Here is a 16,601-nt window from a genome sequence, read left to right as displayed (position 1 = left end):
TGGCGCCGCGCCGGCCGGGCCTTGATCCCCACCCAAGGAGACTGCAGCCCATGTATCAGCACATCCGCGTGCCCGCCGACGGCGCCAAGATCACCGTCAACCCCGACATGTCGCTCAACGTGCCGGACAACCCCATCATCCCTTACATCGAGGGCGACGGCACCGGGGTGGACATCACGCCCGTGATGATCCGGGTGGTGGATGCCGCGGTGGCCAAAGCGTATGGCGGACGGCGCAAGATCCACTGGATGGAAGTGTACGCCGGCGAAAAATCCACCCGGGTCTATGGGCCTGATGTCTGGCTGCCGGACGAAACCCTGCACGCTTTGAAGGAATACGTGGTCTCGATCAAGGGGCCGTTGACCACGCCAGTCGGCGGCGGCATCCGCTCGCTCAACGTGGCGCTGCGGCAGGAGCTGGACCTTTACGTCTGCCTGCGCCCGGTGCGCTACTTTAAGGGCGTGCCCAGCCCTCTGAAGGAGCCGGAAAAGACCGACATGGTCATTTTCCGCGAGAACTCCGAAGACATCTATGCCGGCATTGAATATCCGGCGCAGAGCGAAAAAGCGAAAAAGCTGATCAAGTTCCTGCAGGAGGAGCTGGGTGTCACCAAGATCCGCTTCCCCGAGACCTCCGGCATCGGCGTCAAGCCGGTGTCGCAGGAGGGCACCGAGCGCCTGGTGCGCAAGGCGATCCAATACGCGATCGATCACGACAAGCCCAGCGTGACGCTCGTGCACAAGGGCAACATCATGAAGTACACCGAGGGGGCGTTTCGCGATTGGGGCTACGCCTTGGCCAAGCGCGAGTTCGGCGCGGTGGAGATCGACGGCGGCCCGTGGTGCAAGTTCACCAATCCCAAGACGGGCCGCGAGATCGTCATCAAAGATTCGATTGCCGATGCCTTCCTGCAGCAGATCCTGCTGCGTCCGGCGGAATATTCCGTCATCGCCACGCTCAACCTCAATGGCGACTACATCTCCGACGCGTTGGCCGCGCAGGTCGGCGGCATCGGCATCGCGCCCGGGGCCAACCTGTCCGACAGCGTGGCCTGCTTCGAGGCCACGCACGGCACGGCGCCGAAATACGCCGGCAAGGACTACGTCAACCCCGGCTCGGAAATTCTGTCGGCGGAGATGATGCTGCGCCACATGGGCTGGAAAGAGGCTGCCGACCTCATCATCAGCTCGATGGAAAAGGCCATTCAGAGCAAGCACGTGACCTACGACTTCGCGCGCCTGATGGAAGGCGCCACGCAGGTGTCGTGCTCGGGCTTCGGTCAGGTGATGATCGACCACATGGGATGACCGGTCGGCGCTTGGCGGCGATCGGCCTTGCCCGACGATCTGAAAGGCTGCTGCGGGCAGCCTGGCCGCTTGCAAGGGTCGCTTTGCGCGTCGGGCGCCAAGCGCCCCTTGCTGCTCTGACACACGGCTTGATTGCCAGTGCCCCGGCAAGCGCCAGCTCCCTTGCGGTTGGGGTGCGGCTCAGGCGCCCCTGCGCCGTGAAGGCGGCGGCGATTTATTGCAGAATGTGGGCATGGCCACGACACCGAAGCAACCCGACTTGACCCCGCTGCTGCCGGGGAGCGATGCGGCGGTGGTGGTGGAGCGGCGCGACCAGCGCGTGCCGCCGCCGCGCATGTACCAGGTGGTGCTGCTCAACGACGACTTCACGCCGATGGAGTTCGTCGTGCGCGTGTTGCAAGAGTTTTTTCACAAAGATCGCGAAACCGCCACGCAAATCATGCTGCGCGTGCACGTGCACGGTCGCGGCGTCTGCGGCGTTTATACGCGGGATGTGGCCACCACCAAAGTGGAGCAGGTGTTGCAGGCGGCGCGCGCCGCGGGCCACCCGCTTCAGTGCATTGCGGAGCCGATTGAATCGTGAGCGCGCGGCCCCATTTCATTCAGCAGCGCCACGGCGGCCTGACAGGGTCGCCCGGCGGTCTGCGCCAGCATCGTCAGTGAAGGAAGTGCCCCATGATTGCCCAAGAACTTGAAGTCAGCCTCCACATGGCCTTTGTTGAGGCGCGGCAGCAGCGGCACGAGTTCATCACCGTGGAGCACCTGCTGCTGGCGTTGCTGGACAACCCCAGCGCCTCCGAAGTGCTGCGCGCCTGCAATGCCAACATTGAGGAGCTGCGCAAGCAACTGACCACATTTATCAAAGAAAACACGCCCACCGTGGCCGGCACCGACGAGGTGGACACGCAGCCGACGCTGGGGTTTCAGCGTGTGATCCAGCGCGCCATCATGCATGTGCAGTCCACCGGCAACGGCAAGAAAGAAGTCACCGGCGCCAACGTGCTGGTGGCCATCTTCGGCGAGAAGGACTCGCACGCCGTGTATTACCTCCACCAGCAGGGCATCACGCGGCTGGACGTGGTCAACTACATCGCGCACGGCATTCGCAAAAGCGACGCGCCTGAGCCGGCCAAGTCCGGCGATGGCGCGGCGGAGTCGGAAGAGGGCAGCCATGAGGCGCGCGGCAACGAAAAGGCTTCGGTGCTGGAGCAGTTCACACAAAACCTCAACCAGGCCGCGCGCGAGGGCCGCATCGACCCGCTGATCGGGCGCGAGGCCGAGGTCGAGCGCGTCATCCAGGTGCTGTGCCGCCGGCGCAAGAACAACCCGCTGCTGGTCGGCGAAGCCGGTGTGGGCAAGACCGCCATCGCCGAGGGGCTGGCCTGGCGCATCGTGCAAAAGGATGTGCCGGAGGTGCTGGCCGACGCCACCGTCTATGCGCTGGACATGGGCGCCCTGCTGGCCGGCACCAAGTACCGCGGCGATTTCGAGCAGCGCTTAAAAGGTGTGCTCAAGGCGTTGAAAGACAAGCCCAACGCCATTTTGTTCATCGATGAGATCCACACCCTGATCGGGGCGGGGGCGGCCTCCGGCGGCACGCTGGATGCGTCCAACCTGCTCAAGCCCGCGCTGTCCAGCGGCCAGCTCAAATGCATCGGCGCCACCACCTTCACCGAATACCGCGGCATCTTCGAGAAGGATGCGGCGTTGTCGCGGCGCTTCCAGAAAATCGACGTTGTGGAGCCCACCGTGGAGCAGACGGTGGAGATCCTCAAGGGCCTGAAGTCGCGCTTCGAGGCGCACCACGGCGTCAAATACGCCGCCGCCGCGCTGCAGGCCGCGGCTGAGCTGTCGGCCAAGTACATCAACGACCGCCACCTGCCGGACAAAGCCATCGACGTGATCGATGAGGCGGGCGCGGCGCAGCGCGTGGCGCCGCCGTCGAAGCGGAAAAAAACCATTGGCCGGGCGGAAATCGAAGAAATCGTGGCCAAAATCGCGCGCATCCCGCCCAGCAGCGTCTCCAGCGACGACCGCAGCAAGCTGCAGAACCTGGAGCGCGACCTCAAGGCCGTGGTGTTCGGCCAGGATCAGGCGCTGGAGGCGCTGGCCTCGGCGGTGAAGATGGCGCGCTCGGGGCTGGGCAAGCCGGACAAGCCGATCGGCGCGTTTCTCTTCAGCGGCCCCACCGGCGTGGGCAAGACCGAGGCGGCGCGCCAGCTCGCCTACATCCTCGGCATCGAGCTGGTGCGCTTTGACATGTCGGAGTACATGGAGCGCCATGCCGTCAGCCGCCTGATCGGCGCGCCGCCGGGCTACGTCGGCTTCGATCAGGGCGGGCTGCTGACGGAGGCCATCACCAAGAAGCCGCACTGCGTGCTGCTGCTCGATGAAATTGAAAAAGCGCACCCGGACATCTTCAACGTGCTGCTGCAGGTGATGGACCACGGCACGCTGACCGACAACAACGGGCGCAAGGCGGACTTCCGCAACGTCATCATCATCATGACGACCAACGCCGGCGCCGAGACGATGCAAAAGTCCACCATCGGCTTTACGACGCAGCGCCAGGCCGGCGACGAAATGGCGGAAATCAAGCGCCTGTTCTCACCCGAATTCCGCAACCGCTTGGACGCCATCGTCAGTTTCAAGCCGCTGGATGAGCAGGTCATCCTGCGCGTGGTGGACAAATTCTTGCTGCAACTGGAGCAGCAGCTCGCGGAGAAGAAGGTCGAGGTCACCTTCACCGACGCGCTGCGGCGCTATCTGGCCAAGAAGGGCTTCGACCCGCTGATGGGCGCGCGCCCGATGCAGCGTCTGATCCAGGACACGATCCGGCGGGCGCTGGCGGACGAGCTGCTGTTTGGCCGGCTGGTGGACGGCGGGCGCCTGACGGTGGACGTCGAAACCCCCGAGGGCGGCGGCGAGCCCAAGGTCAAGCTCGACATCCAGCCGCTGCCGAAAAAAGATCGCAAGGCCGAGCCCGCTGAGCCCGAAGAGGCCACAGCTGATTGAGCGCGGCGGCTCCCGCCGTAGCCTGCCCGCCCGCTGTCCCCACAGGCCGCTCAAGCGCCAGTCCCGAGAGATTCGCTTGCTGTCCACGGCAAGCGGGGACAACTCGCCGTGCGGCTCTCGCGGTGCAGCAACGCATGCTTGCGGGCCCATCCCCAACGGTAACCGCCTAGGGTGCCGTCGGTTCTGACCACGCGGTGGCACGGGATCAGCACGGCAATCGGGTTGGCCGCGCAGGCCGCCGCGACGGCTCGGGCGGCGCGCGGCTGTCCGATGCGCTGGGCCAGCTCGCGGTAGCTCAGGCGCGTCCCCGCCGGAATCATGCGCAGCGCCGCCCACACCCGCCGTTGAAACGGCGTGCCATGGGGCGCCAGAGGGGGTAGGTCAGACTGGCTGTTACCCTCTAAAGCCGCGTGAACCGCCTCGACCCAGGCGGCGGGCGGACGCCCCAAGGTCTGGGTTGTGGGGTGCGATCGCCGCCAAGCCGCCTGCAGCGCGGTCGGGTCGTCACCCAGCGCGAGCCAGTGCAGTCCCTCAGGGCCGGCCACCAGCAGCGCCGCACCCAACGAGCAGCTCAGCACGATGGGTTCGTAGGGGGCAGGGCCTTGTCGCGTAGGCATGGCGCTCAATCTAGCATGGCGTCGCCGCGGTTACGATGCGGGGGTCATGCAGGCTGCTCCCACCACCTTTTACTGGCACGACTACGAAACCTTTGGCCGCGATCCGCGCCAGCACGCGCCAGCGCAGTTCGCCGGGGTGCGCACGGACGCCGAACTGCGCGAAATCGACGCGCCTCTGGTGCTGTATTGCCGGCCCAGTCCCGACCGCTTGCCCGATCCGTGGAGCTGCGTGCTGACGGGTCTCACACCGCAAATGTGCGAGCGCAAGGGGGTGGCCGAGCGGGTGTTTGCCGAGCGCATCGAAGCGCAGCTGGCGCAGCCGGGCACCATCGGGGTCGGCTACAACTCCCTGCGCTTTGACGATGAGTTCACGCGCCATCTGCTGTGGCGCAATCTGCTCGACCCATATGCCCGCGAATGGCGCGACGGCTGCGGGCGCTGGGATTTGTTTGACGCGATGTGCGCCGCCTGGGCGCTGCGGCCCGACGGCATCGAATGGCCGCAGGTCAACGGCCAGGTCAGCCTCAAGCTGGAGCATTTGAGCGCGGCCAACGGCTTGGTGCACGACCAAGCGCACGATGCGTTGTCGGACGTGCGCGCCACGCTGGCGCTGGCGCGTCTGTTGCGCGCACGCCAGCCACGTCTCTTTGAATTCGCGCTAAGCTTGCGCGATAAAGAGCGGGTGCGGCAGGAGCTGGGGCTGCCCAACCGACCGCGTCCCTTTGTGCACGTCTCGCCGCGCTTGGGGGCGCAACGCGGCTTTCTTGCGGTGATGTGGCCGCTGGCCCCGCACCCTTATCGCCGCCATGAAGTGATCGCCTGGGATTTGGCCCATGACCCCAGCGAGTTGGCGGATCTGCGGCTCGAAGAGGTGCGCGCGCGCCTGTTTTTACGCCGCGAGGAGGAACGCGACGACTGGCGGCGGTTGCCGATCAAAACGGTGCACCTTAACCGGGCGCCCTTTGTGGTGGGCGACCTGCGCTTGCTGCAGCAGGGGGCGGCGCAGCGCTGGGGCATCGACTTGGGCTTGATCGAGCGTCATGCGCGGCGGGCTGCCCGGTTGCCCGACCTGAGCGCGACCTGGGCCCACGTCTGGGCGCCGCCGTCCGCGTCGGCGCAACCATCCGACGTGGACGGCGCCCTCTACGCTGGATGGCTCCAAGACGCCGATCGGCGTCGGCTGCAGCGCTTGCGCACCTTGGATCCCGCCGACCCGGCGTGGCGGCACATGGGGTTTGACGACTCCCGTTTGGGCGAACTGGTGTTTCGTTTTCGGGCGCGCAACCATCCCGAGACGCTCGATGAGGACGAGCGCCAGCGCTGGCGCGCGCATTGCCGCCGCCGGTTGCTGGAAGGAGCCGACGGAGGCCCGACGCTGACCGAATACTTGGCCGAGCTGCAGGCGATGGAGCCTGCAGTGCGCGCCGAGCATGGAGCGCGCGGGGCGGAGGTGCTGCAGGCCGTGCGCGAGCATGCGCTGAAGCTGGCCGCCGAGCTGCAGTAAGCGTGGCGGCCTCGTTGACGCCGCCGCGCGGCTAGCGCCGCCGCCCGCTGCCGCCCGCCAGTCCGCCCAGCAGCCCACGCACCAGTTGGCGGCCGAGGTTGGCGCCGATCTCGCGCACGGCGGTCTTGAGCACGGTTTGAACCAACCCATCGGTTTGCCCGCCGCGCGGGCCGGTGCGCCCCAGCAGCACTTCGCCCACCAGGCCGCCAAGCCCGCCTGAACTGGGGGTGGCGCCGGGTTCGGTTGGGCTGTGCAGCGCACGCAGCCGCTCGTAGGCGCTTTCGCGATCAATCCTCTGTTCATAGACGCCGGCCACCAGCGAGCTGCGCAGCAGCTGCTGGCGCTCCAGCGGCGTGACGGGGCCGAGCCGGCTGGCCGGCGGCAGCACCCAGGCGCGCTCGGTTTCGCTCGGCCGCCCCTTGGCGTCGAGCAGGCTGACCAGCGCCTCGCCGACGCCGAGTTCGGTGATCGCGCGCTCCAGGTCGAGCCCGGCCTTGGGCCGCATGGTCTGCGCGGTGGCTTTGACGGCCTTCTGGTCGCGCGGGGTGAAGGCGCGCAGCGCGTGCTGCACGCGGTTGCCGAGCTGCGCCAGCACGCTGTCGGGCACGTCCAGAGGGTTCTGCGTGACGAAATACACGCCCACGCCCTTGGAGCGGATCAGCCGCACCACGAGCTCGATGCGCTCCAGCAGCACCTTCGGCGCGTCCTCGAACAGCAGGTGCGCCTCGTCGAAGAAGAAGACGAGCTTGGGCTTGTCGAGGTCGCCCGCCTCCGGCAGCGCCTCGAACAGCTCCGACAGCAGCCACAGCAGGAACGTGCCGTAGAGCCGCGGGGCGTTGAGCAGCTTCTCGGCGGCCAGGATGTTGACCACGCCCTGGCCGTCCACCGTCTGCATGAGGTCGGCGATGTTCAGTTGCGGTTCGCCGAAGAAGCGGTCGGCCCCCTGCTGTTCCAGCGTCAGCAGCGCGCGCTGGATGGCGCCGATGCTGGCGGCGCTGACGTGGCCGTATTCGGTGGTGAATTCCCGCGCGCGGTCGCCGACGTGCTGCAGCATCGCGCGCAGGTCCTTCAGGTCCAGCAGCAGCAGGCCTTGGTCGTCGGCGATCTTGAACACCAGGTTGAGCACGCCGGCCTGGGTGTCGTTGAGGCCGAGCATGCGCGCCAGCAGCAGCGGGCCCATGTCGCTGATGGTGGCGCGCACCGGATGGCCCTGCTCGCCGAACACGTCCCACAGCGTCACCGGACAGGCCGCGGGCTGCGGCGCCGGCAGGCCGCGTTCGGCCAGCACCTGGGCCAGCTTGCCCTCGATGCGGCCGGGCTGGCTGATGCCGGTCAGGTCGCCTTTGACGTCGGCCATGAACACCGGCACGCCGTGGCGCGAGAAGCCTTCGGCCAGCGTCTGCAGCGTGACGGTCTTGCCGGTGCCGGTGGCGCCGGTGATGAGGCCGTGGCGGTTGGCCTTGTCCAGCAGCAGGCGGCATTCGGTGGCGTCGCGGCGCGCGACCAAGATCGATGCGGGGTTCATAAGTGGGGTGGGTGGCGTTGAGAGCAAAAGCAGCGAAAGCGACGGCCCAAGGGCGCAGCCAGCGCCCACGGCTGCCGCGTAGAATACCGGATTGTCCCGCTTTCTTCGCGCCCCTTAGAGGGCCAACACCCAAGCCAATCACGAGGTTCGCATGGCAGGACATTCCAAGTGGGCCAACATCCAGCACCGCAAGGCGCGCCAGGACGAGAAGCGCCAGCGCATCTGGACGCGCGTGGTGCGCGAGATCATGGTGGCGGCGCGTCAGGGCGGCGCAGACCCGGCGGCCAACCCGCGCCTGCGGCTGGCGATCGAAAAGGCCAAGGCCGCCAACATGCCCGCCGACACCATCAAGCGCAACATCGACAAGGCCACCGGCAACCTCGAGGGCGTCAACTATGAGGAGGTGCGCTACGAGGGCTACGGCATCGGCGGCGCGGCCGTCATCGTGGACTGCATGACCGACAACCGCGTGCGCACCGTGGCCGAGGTGCGCCACGTCTTCAGCAAGCATGGCGGCAACCTCGGCACGGAGGGGTCGGTGGCGTTCCAATTCCAGCACTGCGGGCAGATCGTCTTCGAGCCCGGCGCCAGCGAGGACAAGGTGATGGAAGTCGCCCTGGAGGCCGGCGCCGACGACGTGCTGACGCAGGAGGACGGCTCGATTGAGGTGCTCACCGCGCCGGCGCAGTTCGAGGCGGTGCGCGACGCGCTGCAGGCCGCGGGCCTGAAGCCCGCGATGGCCGAGGTCACCTGGCGGCCGACCAACACCGTGCAGCTCAGCGGCGAGGACGCGCAGCGCATGCAGAAGCTGCTGGACGCGCTGGAGGATCTGGACGACGTGCAGGACGTGTTCCACAACGCGGAGCTCGACGCATGAGCCCCGCCGGCCTGCGCATCCTGGTGGTCGGCGCCGGCGGGCGCGAGCACGCGCTGGCGTGGAAGCTGGCGCAGTCGCCGCGCGCGGCGCGGGTGTTCGTCGCGCCCGGCAACGGCGGCACGGCGCTTGATGCGCGCCTGACCAACGTGCCGATCACCGGCGTGGCCGAGCTGTGCGACTGGGCGAAGCGGGAAGGCATCGACCTCACTGTCGTTGGGCCGGAGGCGCCGCTGGCCGCCGGCCTCGTCGACGCCTTCCGCGCCGCCGGGCTGCGCGTGTTTGGCCCGACGCAGGCCGCCGCCCGGCTGGAGAGCTCCAAGGCGTTCGCCAAGGCGTTCATGCAGCGCCACGGCATCCCCACCGCCGCGCACGAGACGTTCGCCGACGCGGCGGCGGCGCACGCCCATGTCGATCGCGTGGGCGCGCCGATCGTCGTCAAGGCCGACGGCCTGGCCGCCGGCAAGGGCGTGGTGGTGGCGATGACCGTTGCCGAGGCGCACGAGGCCATCGACGCCATGCTGGTCAACAACCGCCTCGGCGTGCAGCACAACGCCGACGGCGCGCGCGTCGTCATCGAATCCTACCTGGAGGGCGAGGAGGCAAGCTTCATCGTGCTGGTGGATGGCCAGCGCGCGCTGCCGCTGGCCACGAGCCAAGACCACAAGCGGCTGCTCGACGGCGACGCCGGCCCCAACACCGGCGGCATGGGGGCGTACTCGCCGGCGCCGGTGGTCACGCCGGCGGTGCACGAGCGGGTGATGCGCGAGATCATCGAGCCGACCGTGCGCGCCATGGCCGCCGAGGGCACGCCGTACACCGGCTTTCTCTACGCCGGGCTGATGATCGCGCCGGACGGCACGCCGCGCACGCTGGAGTTCAACTGCCGGCTGGGCGACCCGGAGACGCAGCCGATCCTGATGCGGCTGCGCAGCGACCTGGTGGAGGTGCTGCTGGCCGCCACCGAAGGCCGGCTCGACACCGTGACGCTGGAGTGGGACGCGCGCGTGGCGCTGGGCGTGGTGGTGGCCGCCGAGGGCTACCCGCTGCAGCCGCGCAAGGGCGATGCGATCGAGGCGCTGCCGCCGGATGCCGACGACGCCGTGGTGTTCCACGCCGGCACGGCCCTGGCCGCCGACGGGCGGCTCCTCACCAGCGGCGGGCGCGTGCTCTGCTGCACGGCGCTGGGGGCCGACGTGGCCGCGGCGCGCGCGCGCGCCTACGCGCTGGTGGAGGGCGTGCGCTTTGCCGGCATGCAGTTTCGCCGCGACATCGGCCGCCGGGCGCTGGCGCGCCCGGCCCTCTGAAGGCGCAGGAGGTCCATCCCCATGGTCACCGACCCGGTCAGCCTGATGCGCGAGTACCTGCTCGGGCTGCAGGCGCGCATCACCAGCGCGATCGCCGAGATCGACGGCAAGTCGTTTCTTTCCGACGCCTGGGAGAAGGAGCCCGGCAGCCCGCTGCAGGGCAGCGGCGTGACGCAGATCCTGGAGGATGGCGCGGTGTTCGAGCGCGCCGGCTGCGGCTTCTCGCACGTCAGCGGCCCGAAGTTGCCGCCCTCGGCCACCCAGCACCGGCCGGAACTCGCGGGCGCGCCGTTTGAGGCGCTGGGGGTGTCGCTGGTGTTCCATCCGCGCAACCCTTACGTGCCGACCGTGCACATGAACGTGCGGATGATCACCGCGCGCCCCGCGGGCGGCGAGCCGGTCAGCTGGTTCGGCGGCGGCATGGACCTCACGCCCTACTACGGCTTCGAGGAGGATGCGGTGCACTTCCACCGCACCTGCGCGCAGGCGCTGGCGCCATTTGGCGCCGACAAGTACCCGCGCTTCAAGGCGTGGTGCGACGACTACTTCTGCCTGCGCCACCGCGGCGAGCAGCGCGGCATCGGCGGCATCTTCTACGACGACCTCACCGAGCTTGGCTTCGACGGGGGCTTTGCGCTGACGCGCGCGGTCGGCGATGCCTTCTTGCACGCCTACCTGCCGATCGTGCAGCGGCGCAAAGACACCCCCTATGGCGAGCGCGAGCGCCAGCACCAGCTTTACCGGCGGGGGCGTTACGTCGAGTTCAACCTGGTGTGGGATCGCGGCACCCACTTCGGCCTGCAGTCCGGCGGGCGTACCGAGTCGATCCTGCTGTCGATGCCGCCGCTGGTGCGCTGGGCTTACGACGAGCGGCCCGCGCCGGGCACGCCGGAGCACCGGCTGCTGACCGAGTTCCTGGTGCGCCGGGACTGGCTGTGAACGCGGCGGCGCCGCGGCGCGTCGGCGTCTTCGGCGGCGCGTTCGATCCCCCTCACCGCGTGCACCGCGCGCTGGCGCGGCTGGCGCTGCGCCACCTGGGGCTGGATGCGCTGCACGTCATCCCGACCGGCCACGCCTGGCACAAGGCCCGCGCGCTGAGCCCCGCGGCGCACCGGCTCGCGATGTGCCGGCTGGCGTTCGCGCGGCTGCCCGGCGTCGTCATCGACCCGTGCGAGCTGGCGCGCCCGGGCCCCTCGTACACCGCCGACACGCTGGCCGAGCTGCGCGCGCGCCATCCGCAGGCCCAGCTGCTGCTGTTGATCGGCGCCGACCAGTGGCGCGCGCTGCCGACCTGGCACCGCTGGCGCGACGTGCTGGCGCTGGCCACGCCGGTGGTGGCGGCCCGCCCTGGCGCGACGCTGGCCGACTCGCCACTGGGCGCGCCGCCGCGCACGCTGCCGTGGCCGGCGCGCGACATGAGCTCCACCGCGGTGCGCGCCGCCGCAGCTGCCGGGGCCGACGTTGCAGCGCTGGCCACGCTGGTGCCGGCGGCGGTGGCGCGGTATATTGTGCGGCATGGGCTCTACAGGCCCGGTGTCTGAAACTGTTGCATCGTGATTGTTCATGCGAGACGCTGCCGCCCAACGCCGGATCCAAAAACTGCAACGCGCCATCGTGGATGGCCTGGAAGACATCAAAGCCCAGGATATCCAGGTCTTCAACACGCAGGAACTGACCCCGCTGTTTGAACGCGTCATCATCGCCAGCGGCACCTCCAACCGCCAGACGCGGGCGCTGGCAGCCAGCGTGCGTGATAAGGTGGTGGAGGCGGGTTTTCCCAAGCCGCGGCTGGAGGGCGAGGACAACGGCGAGTGGATCATCGTCGATTGCGGCGAAGCGGTGGTGCACGTGATGCAACCGGCGATCCGGCAGTATTACCGCCTGGAGGAAATCTGGGGCGGCAAGCCCGTGCGGTTGCGCCGCGCATCGCCGGCCAAGGCGGGTTCAGCCACGCCAGCGGCGACCCATGCCGCGCGGCGGTCTCGCCAGCGTCGCCCCGCGACGATGGACGCATGAAGTGCCATGTGCTGGCGGTCGGTCAGCGCCTGCCGGACTGGGCCGAGGCCGCCTGCGCCGACTACCTGAAGCGCTTTCCGCCTGAGGCGAGGGTGGTGGTGCGCACCGTCAAGGCCGAGACGCGCGCCGATGGCCGCAGCGCCGAGGCGGCGATGGCCGCCGAGGCTGAGCGCCTGCGCGCCGCCTGCCCCAAGGGCGCGCATGTGGTGGCGCTGGACGAGCGCGGCGAGCGCTGCACCACCGCGGAGCTGGCGCAGCGCTGGGCGCGCTGGCAGCGGCTCGGCAGCGATGTGGCGTTGTTGATCGGCGGGGCCGACGGGCTCGATCCAGCGCTGCGCGCGCAGGCGCACGAGCGGCTGCGCTTGTCGGATCTGACCCTGCCGCATGCGCTGGCGCGCGTGCTGCTGTTGGAACAACTCTACCGCGTGTGGTCGATCCACGCCGGCCACCCCTATCACCGCGCATGAACGACGCCGCCGCCCCGCCCGATTTGCCCGCCGATGGCCGCCCGTGGGTGTACCTGGCCTCGCAGAGCCCGCGCCGCCAGGCGCTGCTGCGCGAGTGGGGCGTGCAGCCGGTGCTGCTGTTGCCGGATCCACACGAGGACGCCGAGGCGCTGGAGGCGCCGCAGCCGGGCGAGGCGCCGGCGGCCTACGTGCGCCGCGTCACGCGCGCCAAGCTGGCCGCGGCGCTGGCGCGCTTGCGACGGCGCGGCTGGCCCGGCGGCGTGGTGCTGGCCGCCGACACCACGGTGGCGCTGGACGGCGCGATCCTTGGCAAGCCGGCCGACGCGGACGCCGCGCGCGCGATGCTGGCGCGCCTCTCGGGCCGCACGCACGAGGTGCTGACCGCGGTGGCGGTGGCCGCGGGTGGCCGGCGCTGGTTGCGCCTTAGCCGTTCGCGGGTGGCGTTGCGGGCGCTCGCGCCGGCTGAGATCGACGCCTACGTGGCCAGCGGCGAGCCGTTCGGCAAGGCCGGCTCTTACGCGATCCAGGGCCGCGCGGCGCTGTGGGTGCGCCGCATCGTGGGCAGCCACAGCGGCATCGTCGGCCTGCCGGCGTTCGAGACCGGCGCCCTGCTGGCGCGCGCAGGGCTCGCGCTGCTGCGCTAAGCTTGCGCGTTGTGATGGTGCCCAACGACATCCTGATCAACTGGTCGCCGCAGGAAACGCGCGTGGCCGTCATCGAGCAGGGCGCGGTGCAAGAGGTGCACATCGAGCGCGCGCTGGAGCGCGGGCTGGTCGGCAACATTTACGCCGGGCGCGTGCAGCGCGTGCTGCCGGGGATGCAGTCGGCCTTCATCGACATCGGGCTGCAGCGCACCGCGTTCCTGCATGTGGCGGATCTGATGCCGCAGATCCAGCAGCGCTTTGGCGCCGGTCGCGGCGAGGGTGGCGAGCCGCGGCCTGCGCCGCCGCCGATCGAGCGCCAGGTGTTCGAAGGCCAGACGCTGCTGGTGCAGGTGCTGAAGGACCCCATCGGCTCCAAGGGCGCGCGGCTGACCACGCAGGTCAGCATCGCCGGGCGGCTGCTGGTGTACCTGCCCTATGACGAGCACGTCGGCGTGTCGCAGAAAATCCCCAACCCGCAGCGCGAGGCGCTGCGCCAGCGGCTGCAGGCGCTGGTCGGCGAGGGCGGCGGCGGCTTCATCCTGCGCACCAACGGCGAAGACGCCAGCGACGAGGAACTGGCCGACGACATCGCCTACCTGCGCAAGACCTGGGCGCGCATCCGCGAGCGCGCCAACACCGCCGCGCCGCCGGCGCTGTTGTATGAGGAACTGACGCTGGCGCAGCGCGTGCTGCGCGACCTGGCCACGCCCGCCACGCGCAGCATCCAGGTGGACGCGCGCGAGCAATTCGCCGCGCTGCAGGCGTTTGCCGCCGAATTCACGCCGCAGGTGGCCGAGCGGCTGCAGCTCTACCGCGGCGAGCGGCCGATCTTCGAGCCGTTTCAGGTCGATGAGGAGATCCAGAAGGCGCTCGGGCGGCGGGTGGACCTCAAGTCCGGCGGTTACCTGGTGATCGACCAGACCGAGGCGCTGACCACCATCGACGTCAACACCGGCGCGTTTGTGGGCGCGCGCAACTTCGACGACACGGTGTTTCGCACCAACCTGGAGGCGGCGCAGGCGATCGCGCGCCAGCTGCGGCTGCGCAACCTCGGCGGCATCGTCATCATCGACTTTATCGACATGGCGCGCGAGGAGCACCGCGAGGCGGTGTTGACCGAGCTGCGCAAGCAGCTGGCGCGCGACCGCGTCAAGACGATGGTGGGGGGCTTTTCGGCGCTGGGGCTGGTGGAGATGACGCGCAAGCGCACGCGCGAATCGCTGGCGCAAATGCTGACCGAGACCTGCCCGGCGTGCGACGGGCGTGGACGCGTGCGCACCGCGCGCACCGTCTGCTACGACATCCTGCGCGAGATCCTGCGCGAGGCGCGCGCCTTCAACCCGCGCGAGTTCCGCATCATTGCGTCACCCTCGGTGATCGAGCGCTTCCTCGACGAGGAAAGCCAGCACCTGGCGGGCCTGAGCGACTTCATCGGCAAGCCGATCTCGCTGCAGAGCGAAAGCGCGATGACACAGGAACAATACGACATCGTGCTGCTGTGAGGGGCGTGTGCGGCGCGGCGGTCAGCCCGCCGCGGCGTCGTCCAGCCCGCGCGCGTGCAGCCGCGCGTAGAGGCCGCCGGCGGCCAGCAGCTCGGCGTGGCGGCCCTGCTCGACGATGCGGCCGTCCTCCAGCACGACGATGCGGTCGGCGTGCTCGACGGTGGAGAGCCGGTGCGCGATGACGAGCGTCGTGCGCCCGGCCATCAGCCGTGCCAGCGCCTCCTGCACCAGCCGCTCCGACGCGTTGTCCAGCGCCGAGGTGGCCTCGTCCAGGATCAGCACCGGGGCGTCCTTGTAGATCGCGCGCGCGATCGCCAGCCGCTGGCGCTGCCCGCCGGAGAGCTGCGCCGCGTTGTGCCCGACCACGGTGTCCAGCCCCTGCGGCAGCGCCGGCCACCAGTCGCCGAGGTTGGCCGCCTGCAGCGCCGCGCGCACGCGCGCCTCGTCGGGCTGCGGATCGCCCAGCGCCACGTTGGCGCGCACCGTGTCGTTGAGCAGCACCACGTCCTGGCTGACCATCGCAAACTGGCGCCGCAGCGCCACCAGGTCCCACTCGCGCACGTCGCGCCCGTCCAGCGTCACCTCGCCGTGCTCGGCCTCCACGAAGCGCGGCAGCAGGTTGACGAGCGTCGTCTTGCCCGCGCCCGAAGGCCCCACCAGCGCCACCACCTCGCCGGCGGCGATCTCCAGCGTCACGCCGCGCAGGGCGTGGCCGCCGCCTGAGCGGTAGCGCACCCAGACGTCGCGCAGCGCCAGCGCGCCGCGCGCGCGCGGCGCCGCGTGCGCGCCGCCGGCCTGCAGCGGCGTGGCGTCGATCAGCGCCAGCCCCCGCTCCAGCGCCGCCAGTCCGCGCGTGATCGGCGTGGCCACGTCGGCCAGCTGGCGCAGCGGCGCCACCAGCATCAGCATCGCGGTGACGAAGCCGACAAAGCTGCCGACCGACACCCCGCCCTGCGCCTGCCACAGCGCGATCACGATCACTGCCGACAGGGCGGCCGCGGCCAGCAGCTGCGTCAGCGGCGTCATCAGCGCCGCCGCCACTGTGCTCTTGAGCGCCAGCGCGCGCAGCGTGGCGTTCAAGCGGTCGAAGCGCGCCTGCTGCTGCGCCTGCGCCTCGTGCAGGCGGATCAGCCGGTGCGCCAGCACGTTTTCTTCGACAACGTAGGCCAAATCATCGGTGGCGCCCTGGGCCCGGCGCGTCACCCCGTAAAGCCGGCGCGACAGCGTGCGCATGCCCCAGGCCAGCGGCGGAAACATCGCCAGCACCACCAGCGTCAGCGCCCAGTTCAGCCACAGCAGGTAGGCCAGAAGCGCCGCGATCGTCAACGCCGTGCGCACCAGCGTCAGCAGCGCGCCGACCAGTTGCGCGGCGCCGCTGTTGGCCTCATAGACCACCGTGTTGGCCAGCTGACTGGCGCTTTGTTCGGCAAACAACCGCAGCTCGGCTTGACCCAGGCGTTCAAACATTGCGCGGCGCAGGGCCACCATGCCGCCGTTGGCGGTGTAGGCCAGCCCATACTGAGCGATGAAGGTGGCCAGCCCCCGTAGCGCGAACAGCCCCACCAGCGCCACCGGCACCGTCCAAAGCGGGATGCGCCGCGCGATGAAACCCTCGTCCAGCAGCACTTTCAGCAGCGCCGGGATGGCCGGCTCGGTGGCCGCCGCCAGCAGCGCGCCTGCCAGCGCCAGCAGCAGCCCGGCGCGCGCCGGGCGGAAGTACGGCCACAGGCGGCGCAGCCGGCGGTGCAAAGCCGCGCTTTCGTGGGCGGTATCGGGGACGGCGCGGGGGGACAGCAAAGCGGAGCGACGGAGCGTTAATGGGC

Annotated in this window: 14 protein-coding genes and 1 pseudogene; 12 read left to right on the top strand and 3 right to left on the bottom strand. The window is 69.8% G+C overall.

What is annotated here, in order from left to right; all coding sequences use genetic code 11:
* Nucleotides 1–50: 50 nt before the first annotated feature.
* The 3 genes from icd to clpA all read left to right on the top strand — a co-directional run bounded on the left by icd (nucleotide 51) and on the right by clpA (nucleotide 4,322).
* Nucleotides 51–1,307, top strand: coding sequence for an NADP-dependent isocitrate dehydrogenase (icd, locus tag Talka_RS06555; RefSeq protein ID WP_143890309.1), 1,257 nt, complete (start codon nucleotides 51–53; stop codon nucleotides 1,305–1,307).
* A gap of 232 nt (nucleotides 1,308–1,539) precedes the next feature.
* A complete protein-coding gene (gene clpS, locus Talka_RS06550; RefSeq protein WP_143890308.1) occupies nucleotides 1,540–1,890 on the top strand; it encodes an ATP-dependent Clp protease adapter ClpS in 351 nt (116 codons plus the stop codon).
* 92 nt (nucleotides 1,891–1,982) lie between these two features.
* On the top strand, nucleotides 1,983–4,322 hold the full coding sequence (gene clpA / locus Talka_RS06545; RefSeq protein WP_143890307.1) for an ATP-dependent Clp protease ATP-binding subunit ClpA: 2,340 nt from the start codon (nucleotides 1,983–1,985) through the stop codon (nucleotides 4,320–4,322).
* A 50-nt stretch (nucleotides 4,323–4,372) separates the two neighbouring features.
* Here the strand turns inward: clpA and Talka_RS06540 are convergent, their stop codons facing one another.
* On the bottom strand, nucleotides 4,373–4,939 hold the full coding sequence (locus Talka_RS06540) for a methylated-DNA--[protein]-cysteine S-methyltransferase (protein ID WP_143890306.1): 567 nt from the start codon (nucleotides 4,937–4,939) through the stop codon (nucleotides 4,373–4,375).
* A gap of 46 nt (nucleotides 4,940–4,985) precedes the next feature.
* Here Talka_RS06540 and sbcB point away from each other — a divergent pair, with 46 nt between their 5' ends.
* Entirely contained in the window at nucleotides 4,986–6,443 is a 1,458-nt protein-coding gene (sbcB, locus tag Talka_RS06535; RefSeq protein ID WP_143890305.1) for an exodeoxyribonuclease I, read from the top strand.
* Nucleotides 6,444–6,474: 31 nt separating this feature from the next.
* Here the strand turns inward: sbcB and Talka_RS06530 are convergent, their stop codons facing one another.
* Nucleotides 6,475–7,968: a helicase HerA-like domain-containing protein gene (locus tag Talka_RS06530; RefSeq protein WP_143890304.1), complete on the bottom strand. Its 1,494-nt coding sequence runs from the start codon at nucleotides 7,966–7,968 to the stop codon at nucleotides 6,475–6,477.
* Between the two features lie 151 nt (nucleotides 7,969–8,119).
* Here Talka_RS06530 and Talka_RS06525 point away from each other — a divergent pair, with 151 nt between their 5' ends.
* The 8 genes and pseudogenes from Talka_RS06525 to rng all read left to right on the top strand — a co-directional run bounded on the left by Talka_RS06525 (nucleotide 8,120) and on the right by rng (nucleotide 14,778).
* Nucleotides 8,120–8,845: a YebC/PmpR family DNA-binding transcriptional regulator gene (locus Talka_RS06525; protein WP_143890303.1), complete on the top strand. Its 726-nt coding sequence runs from the start codon at nucleotides 8,120–8,122 to the stop codon at nucleotides 8,843–8,845.
* A gap of 11 nt (nucleotides 8,846–8,856) precedes the next feature.
* On the top strand, nucleotides 8,857–10,149 hold the full coding sequence (gene purD / locus Talka_RS06520; RefSeq protein ID WP_143890338.1) for a phosphoribosylamine--glycine ligase: 1,293 nt from the start codon (nucleotides 8,857–8,859) through the stop codon (nucleotides 10,147–10,149).
* Nucleotides 10,150–10,170: 21 nt separating this feature from the next.
* On the top strand, nucleotides 10,171–11,088 hold the full coding sequence (gene hemF, locus Talka_RS06515; RefSeq protein WP_143890302.1) for an oxygen-dependent coproporphyrinogen oxidase: 918 nt from the start codon (nucleotides 10,171–10,173) through the stop codon (nucleotides 11,086–11,088).
* Nucleotides 11,085–11,690, top strand: a complete 606-nt coding sequence (nadD, locus tag Talka_RS06510; protein ID WP_185970085.1) for a nicotinate (nicotinamide) nucleotide adenylyltransferase — start codon at nucleotides 11,085–11,087, stop codon at nucleotides 11,688–11,690. Before hemF ends, nadD begins: the two co-directional genes overlap by 4 nt.
* A 22-nt stretch (nucleotides 11,691–11,712) precedes the next feature.
* A pseudogene (rsfS, locus tag Talka_RS06505) lies at nucleotides 11,713–12,069 on the top strand (ribosome silencing factor); the annotation flags it as partial.
* A gap of 92 nt (nucleotides 12,070–12,161) precedes the next feature.
* Nucleotides 12,162–12,632 (top strand): 23S rRNA (pseudouridine(1915)-N(3))-methyltransferase RlmH, encoded by a 471-nt coding sequence (gene rlmH, locus Talka_RS06500; RefSeq protein WP_143890301.1) that lies wholly within the window; start codon nucleotides 12,162–12,164, stop codon nucleotides 12,630–12,632.
* Nucleotides 12,629–13,276 (top strand): Maf family protein, encoded by a 648-nt coding sequence (locus tag Talka_RS06495; protein ID WP_143890300.1) that lies wholly within the window; start codon nucleotides 12,629–12,631, stop codon nucleotides 13,274–13,276. Before rlmH ends, Talka_RS06495 begins: the two co-directional genes overlap by 4 nt.
* A 17-nt stretch (nucleotides 13,277–13,293) precedes the next feature.
* Complete coding sequence (gene rng / locus Talka_RS06490) at nucleotides 13,294–14,778, top strand: ribonuclease G (RefSeq protein ID WP_143890336.1); 1,485 nt, start codon at nucleotides 13,294–13,296, stop codon at nucleotides 14,776–14,778.
* 21 nt (nucleotides 14,779–14,799) lie between these two features.
* Here the strand turns inward: rng and msbA are convergent, their stop codons facing one another.
* The gene (gene msbA, locus Talka_RS06485) at nucleotides 14,800–16,575 is read right to left on the bottom strand and encodes a lipid A export permease/ATP-binding protein MsbA (protein WP_246100605.1); all 1,776 of its coding nucleotides are present in this window, start codon (nucleotides 16,573–16,575) and stop codon (nucleotides 14,800–14,802) included.
* Nucleotides 16,576–16,601: the final 26 nt, after the last annotated feature.

This window comes from Tepidimonas alkaliphilus, from assembly GCF_007556595.1.
In the GTDB taxonomy this organism is placed as follows: domain Bacteria; phylum Pseudomonadota; class Gammaproteobacteria; order Burkholderiales; family Burkholderiaceae_C; genus Tepidimonas; species Tepidimonas alkaliphila.
Note: the sequence above shows the minus strand (reverse complement) of the source record. Positions and strands in the feature narration are given on the sequence as shown.

Bases quoted from the DNA above. Each gene is read 5' to 3' on its own strand.
- icd (WP_143890309.1), top strand. From the start codon at position 51: ATGTATCAGCACATCCGCGTGCCCGCCGACGGCGCCAAGATCACCGTC.
- clpS (WP_143890308.1), top strand. From the start codon at position 1,540: ATGGCCACGACACCGAAGCAACCCGACTTGACCCCGCTGCTGCCGGGG.
- clpA (WP_143890307.1), top strand. From the start codon at position 1,983: ATGATTGCCCAAGAACTTGAAGTCAGCCTCCACATGGCCTTTGTTGAG.
- Talka_RS06540 (WP_143890306.1), bottom strand. From the start codon at position 4,939: ATGCCTACGCGACAAGGCCCTGCCCCCTACGAACCCATCGTGCTGAGC.
- sbcB (WP_143890305.1), top strand. From the start codon at position 4,986: ATGCAGGCTGCTCCCACCACCTTTTACTGGCACGACTACGAAACCTTT.
- Talka_RS06530 (WP_143890304.1), bottom strand. From the start codon at position 7,968: ATGAACCCCGCATCGATCTTGGTCGCGCGCCGCGACGCCACCGAATGC.
- Talka_RS06525 (WP_143890303.1), top strand. From the start codon at position 8,120: ATGGCAGGACATTCCAAGTGGGCCAACATCCAGCACCGCAAGGCGCGC.
- hemF (WP_143890302.1), top strand. From the start codon at position 10,171: ATGGTCACCGACCCGGTCAGCCTGATGCGCGAGTACCTGCTCGGGCTG.
- rlmH (WP_143890301.1), top strand. From the start codon at position 12,162: ATGAAGTGCCATGTGCTGGCGGTCGGTCAGCGCCTGCCGGACTGGGCC.
- Talka_RS06495 (WP_143890300.1), top strand. From the start codon at position 12,629: ATGAACGACGCCGCCGCCCCGCCCGATTTGCCCGCCGATGGCCGCCCG.